Annotated in this window: 5 protein-coding genes and 1 pseudogene; 1 reads left to right on the forward strand and 5 read right to left on the reverse strand. The window is 25.1% G+C overall.

Annotated elements, in window-relative coordinates:
- The 4 genes from ACERKK_RS10650 to ACERKK_RS10665 all read right to left on the reverse strand — a co-directional run.
- Nucleotides 1-1,141: MlaD family protein (locus tag ACERKK_RS10650; protein ID WP_373773061.1), on the reverse strand; the 1,141-nt coding region annotated here is incomplete at its 3' end.
- The gene (locus tag ACERKK_RS10655) at nucleotides 1,128-1,715 is read right to left on the reverse strand and encodes a paraquat-inducible protein A (RefSeq protein ID WP_373773062.1); all 588 of its coding nucleotides are present in this window, start codon (nucleotides 1,713-1,715) and stop codon (nucleotides 1,128-1,130) included. The genes ACERKK_RS10655 and ACERKK_RS10650, both read right to left, overlap by 14 nt.
- On the reverse strand, nucleotides 1,716-2,312 hold the full coding sequence (locus ACERKK_RS10660; protein ID WP_373773063.1) for a paraquat-inducible protein A: 597 nt from the start codon (nucleotides 2,310-2,312) through the stop codon (nucleotides 1,716-1,718).
- A gap of 80 nt (nucleotides 2,313-2,392) precedes the next feature.
- Entirely contained in the window at nucleotides 2,393-4,498 is a 2,106-nt protein-coding gene (locus ACERKK_RS10665) for a methyl-accepting chemotaxis protein (RefSeq protein ID WP_373773064.1), read from the reverse strand.
- Nucleotides 4,499-4,734: 236 nt separating this feature from the next.
- Between ACERKK_RS10665 and ACERKK_RS10670 the strand changes: the two genes are divergently transcribed.
- A complete protein-coding gene (locus tag ACERKK_RS10670) occupies nucleotides 4,735-5,166 on the forward strand; it encodes a globin (RefSeq protein WP_373773065.1) in 432 nt (143 codons plus the stop codon).
- Nucleotides 5,167-5,196: 30 nt separating this feature from the next.
- Here ACERKK_RS10670 and ACERKK_RS10675 read toward each other — a convergent pair.
- Nucleotides 5,197-5,555, reverse strand: a pseudogene (locus ACERKK_RS10675) (dehydrogenase); the annotation flags it as partial.

A 5,555-nucleotide genomic window follows, 5' to 3' on the forward strand; every position in this document is an offset into this window, starting at 1 on the left:
CTTTTTTATAAACTAAAGATATATAACTACCTTTTACAATAGTTTCTAAGTTTTCTAAACCATCTAAACCTAATTTTGCTTTGGCTATAAAAAACTCACTATTATTTGTTAATAGATATTTATACTTCTTATATATAAAAGATTTTGAAGTTATATCATTTTCATTTAAAATAATATCTTTTACTTTTCCAATTATTATCCCTTTATAAATAATAGGTGTATTTTGAGCAATTGTATTTGCATCTAAAAATTTAATATCAATATCAATTTTCTCTTTTATATCATCATTATTTGTATATAAGTGATAGTTTTGAGTTATATCTATTTTTTTAGCTTCTTTATCTTTTGTTGTTACTGTAATACCACCTACAATAGCAGAATATAAGGAACCTACTTCTACATTTAAACCAGCTGGTCCATAGTTTACTTTTAGTGCATTATTTAAAATAAAACTTGAGCTTTCATTTACTAAGTGATTAAATTTATCATAGATATAAGCTTTTATAAATACTTTTTCTTCTTTAAACTCTTTTGATACAATTTCTCCAATTTGGAACTTATTATAAAAAATTGGAGTCCCTACTTCAACACTATCATTATCTTTAACAATTAAAGAAATATAATATCCATTTTCAATCAAAGCATTATCAGGTTGACTATCAAGACCTAAAAATGAAAATTGTTCTTTCGCTTCTTCTAGTTCTTTATATGTTTTAAACTTAGGTGAAATTTCTATTTTATATCCACTTATTAAAGTGCTTAGACCTGATACTTTTGTTAAAGAAACAGTTGGTTTTTTAATCCAAAATTGAGAACTATCATTTGCTACATATTTTGCAACTTCACTTTTTACTAAGATATTTACTTTTACACTTTTTAAATCATCATGAATACTTATTTTTCTTACTTTTCCTAGTGTTAAACCTTTATACTCTAATGTTGTAACACCCTCTTTTAAACCCTCAGCACTTTTAAAAACAACACTTATTGTTGTTCCTTTTTTCATATAAGATTCATAAGCAACCCAAGATAAAATACACATGATTATAATAGGAATAATCCAAATAAAAGAAACAGCCTTTTCATCTTTTATATTAGCTTTGTATACTAAATCATTCTCTTGCATTTTATTTTCCTTCATCCCATATAATCCTTGTATCAAATCTATGTGCTGCTATCATGGTTATTATTACAACCAAGGTAAAAGATGTAGCAGCTATTCCACCTTTTATATTAAAGACTTCTCCATAATTTACAACAGAAGCTAAAATGGCAACAACATAAATATCTATCATTGACCATTTTCCTATAAACTCTATAAATTTTAAAATTCTAACCTTTGTTTTATTGCTCATTTGAATATTTACTTTCAAAGATATAAATATCATTAATAAACCTGTTAGTTTTACAATAGGTATTATAATACTAGCAAAAAAAATAACTCCTGCTATAAAAAAGTTTTCATCATCAATAAAATCTATAACACCTGCTAATATTGTACTTTCTTTTACAAGCCCTAGTTTGGTAATTATCATCATTGGATACATTAATGCAGGAATATATAATAAAATCGCACAAATAACTAAAGCAATAGAAATTTGTAAAGAGTGTTTTGCCCTTTTTCTTACATGATGATTACATCTATTACATACAAAAGTATTATAGTTTTCTTTTTGAAATACTTTATGACAGTTTTGACATGAAATTAAAGCCATTTATTCTCCAAGTACTGTTTTCCCTTCAAATCTTACATTCATCATAAATAAAGAAAATATATATGCTAACATAAGATAAAAACCTAAATTAAACTCTGTTGTATCAAACATAGCAATAAGTTTAATATATGAAACAATAATACTTATTATGAAAACTTCTATAAAAGCCCATTTCTTGAAAAAATAAAAACCATCATGTAAAAGTGTATCTGTAAATATTTTAAATTTTGTGTGAATTTGAATAAATGAAAATATAATTACTAAAGAGTTTAGAACAGGCGCAATTATAATAGTAAATAATACAACTAATGCTACAAAAAATAAGTTTTGCTCTAATAAAATTGAAATTGTTCCAAATAGTGTAGCTTTGATTTGTATATCATTTATAGAAATTGATATTAAAGGATAAAGACTTAGTAAAATAAATATAAGTAGTGAAGAAAAAGCATAATATAAAGAGTCTAAACTATGTTTTTTAGAAGTAATAATCTTAGTATTACATCGTGGGCATCTTTGGGAAAGATTCTCATAGGGCTGTTTTTTTACAAATAAGCCACAACTATAACACTCTATTATATTTTTTAAATCTCTTTTCATAAAATACCTGATATTAATATCAGATATTCTATCATATTAAGAAGTTAAACAAAATAAAATGCTTTATTAATTAATATGGGCTAATTAAGTACTTCTTCTTTTCCAATAAACTCTTTACTTAAAGCATCATTTACTATTTCTTTTGCAAGTTTATCTGTTTGAATTGCAATATCATGAGTTTTTGTTGCAGTTTCTGCATTTTTTTGTGTTTGTTGGTCTAATTGATTTACAGCATCATTAATTTGTGTTATTCCTGATTCTTGTTCTGTACTTGCAATTGAGATTTCATCTATTTTTTTTGTAGCTTTATTAATATTTTCTAATAGTGATGTATAACCTTCAATCATATTTGAAGATATATTTTTACCCTCTGTTGCTTTTGATGTAGCGTTTTGTACTAAATCTTTAATCTCTTTTGCAGCTTCTGCAGATCTGCTTGCAAGATTTCTAACCTCTTGTGCAACAACTGCAAAGCCTTTTCCTGCTTCTCCTGCTGTTGCTGCTTCAACTGCAGCATTAAGTGAAAGAATATTTGTTTGAAATGCAATTTGATCAATTATAGAAATAGCATCACTAATTAATGTTACTTGTTCTGTAATATCTTCCATTGCTCTACTTGTATTTTGAGCTAAATCTTGACCTGTATGAGCTGAAACATTTAAATCACTTGCATACTTACTCATCTCTTTTACATTTTGAGAATTACTTACAATAGTACTTGTTATCTCTTCTAAGGCTGCTGCTGTTTCTTCTAATGAAGCTGCTGCTTCTGTTGATGAATCATTTAACTTATCCACATTAATAATTAAAATATCAGATGATTTATCTAAAGTTAAACCAATTTCTAATGAGTTTCTTAGTAATTGTGAAATACTTGAACCTAAGTTATTTACACCACTTGCTAATTTTTCTAAATGCTCTTTTATTCCATTTGTTGAAACTTGTTTTTTATAGTTTGAATTTGAAAACTCTGTAAATGCTTCTAAAATATTATCTATATTTTTTTCAAGATTTGTACCCATTTTATTAATAACAGATGTTAAATCATTTAGTAAAGGATTTGATGAAGTTTTATTTATTTTTAAAGAGAAATCACCTTGCTCATACTCAGCAAGTACACTAATTGTTACATTTATAATCTCTTTATCTTTTTCGAAATCTATTTTAATTGTTTGGATATTATCATTAATAATTAATGACATTTGACTTATTTCATCTTTTCCATCAATATGTAAGTTCTTAACATCTGATGTTTCTCTATTTAAATATTTAAAGAATGAAATTAATCCATCTTGAAAATTATTTAAAGAGTTTACGATATTTCTTGAAATCATAAATATCATAATTGAAATCAATAAAATAACACTAATAGTAGTTAATAAAAGTTGAATAGATAAAGTAAGAGTTTTTTCTTCTAATATTTTACTAAGTTGTGTTAATATATTTAAAATAGACTCTTCTGTTCTATGTACAGACGCTCTCATTTCCCCTTTAATACCTAAATTAGCACTTAAACCTAGTTTTATCTCTTCATCAACAAAAGATAAAAAATCATTGTTATAACTATTTAAATTTGATTTTAATTCTGTTGAAATTAAATTTTCATCATTAATTAATTTATTGATTTTTAATTTAAAATTCTCTACATATTTTAAATCTTTTCTTAACATAAAATCTTTTTCTTGTTTTCTTAGATCATATACTTTTGCTAATAGTTCATAATTATTAGATTTTTTTGCATAATTTTGAACATTATGAACACTAGCTCTTAAGTTTCCATATAGCTTTTCTTTTGGATTTAAACCTATTTTTTGTTGAGATAAAACTAATAAATGGAAGTTCTTTTTATAATCAATAATGGCTTTATTAAAGTTATTAATCATTTCTTTATTTAAATTTTCTTCTTCTAAAAAGTTTTCAATTTCTTTAGTGTTTTCACTTAGAGCAATAAAGGTTTTATTAAATTCATCCTCGTATTTCAACTCTTTTCTTAATAAGAAATCTTTTTCATGTTTTCTTAAATCCAATGTCTTAATTTCTAATTCTTCAATTAGATTTTTAGCATTATATAATTTCCCTAAGGTATTGTTAGAATATTGATTAAATAAAACGACAACAATAAACCCAATAATAGTAATACCTACAACTATTAAAAGTTTTCCTTTAATTGATATATTTTTAAACATAATTTAGCCTTTTTGGTGTTAAGTATAAATTATTTTTTTAATTTATACCAATTCTATAGTATTTCTACTAGTTATTTACGCATTCTATCCAATTTAAATAATAAATTGTATGTATTTTTTACTATATATTAAACTTTAGCTAAATAAAGATTAAAAGTTTTTTTAAATCAATTTTAGAAAATATATAGTAATATGTGCTTTCAATTAAATATAAATAGAATATAAAAGGTTTATAAATGCAATATAATATTACAGCTGGACAAGTAGGTGTTAGACCACCTGTTACAAAACCAAGCCCAAAGGTGTTAGAGTTTTTAGGTGAAGAAGGAATGAGAAAATTAGTATCTGACCATTATGATTTATTAAAAGAAAGTAATATTAGAGGATTATTTCCACCAAGTGAGCAAGGTTTTGCATTAGCAAAACAGCACTCTGCTGATTTCTTTATTCAAATTTGTGGAGGACATCCATATTTTAATGAAAATAGAGGAGCACCAATGATGGCTGCACGTCATGCACCATTTGCTATTACTCCTGAAGCTAGAAGAATTTGGCTAGAATCTTACATCATAGTTTTATCAGCACTTGATATGCCAGATGATTTAAAAGAATCTCTTTGGAACTATCTTGATATTTTCTCAATTTGGATGATGAATACACCTGAATAAAAAGTTATAAATTAAAAGAGCATTGCTCTTTTAATTTCCTATTGCTAAAGCATATAAAATCATACTATTTTCACCAATTAACTCACAAACCTCATCGTCATAATAAGCACCTATTCCACTACATCCAATATTTAGATAATTTGAAGATATATATAGTCTATGTCCTATAATTCCTGCTTTTTGATAAGCTTCTTGATAGTTTGAACTTTTACTTACTAGAAAAAATGTAACAGCACTTGATTTTCCTAAATCTTGCTCTAGGCATAAATACCCTGCTTTTTCTTTTAAATCACCCTCTTTTATACATACACCATCTTTATATAAACCTAAAGACATTCCTTGAACTCTATTTATTACATAATAAATATCTACAAGTTCATCACAATCAG

The sequence above is a fragment of the Poseidonibacter sp. genome (genome assembly GCF_041821165.1).
Lineage (GTDB): Bacteria > Campylobacterota > Campylobacteria > Campylobacterales > Arcobacteraceae > Poseidonibacter.